Here is a 227-nt window from a genome sequence, read left to right as displayed (position 1 = left end):
CAAGCTGGACATCTTCACCGCTGATATCTGGGGCGTGAAGAACCCGGACTTGGGCAGCGTGATGAACCAGGTGCGCAACATGATGCTGGTCACCGTCTGGGTGTTCATCGGCATCGAGGGCGCCAGCGTCTACTCGGCCCGGGCGCAGAAACGCGCGGACGTCGGGCGGGCCACGGTGATCGGCTTCCTGGGGGTGCTGGCGCTGCTGGTGCTGGTGAATGTGCTGT

Annotated in this window: 1 protein-coding gene; it reads left to right on the top strand. The window is 64.3% G+C overall.

Annotation, left to right across the window (positions count from 1 at the left end; genetic code table 11):
• A partial coding sequence (locus J5M73_RS31755) for an amino acid permease (RefSeq protein ID WP_207817077.1) occupies positions 1-227 on the top strand: 227 nt, incomplete at both ends.

Origin of the sequence: Pseudomonas sp. 50_B (genome assembly GCF_017491625.1) — a bacterium.
GTDB lineage: Bacteria > Pseudomonadota > Gammaproteobacteria > Pseudomonadales > Pseudomonadaceae > Aquipseudomonas > Aquipseudomonas danubii.
The sequence above is the reverse complement of the archived record's forward strand: the minus strand, read 5'-3'. Positions and strand labels throughout refer to the sequence as shown.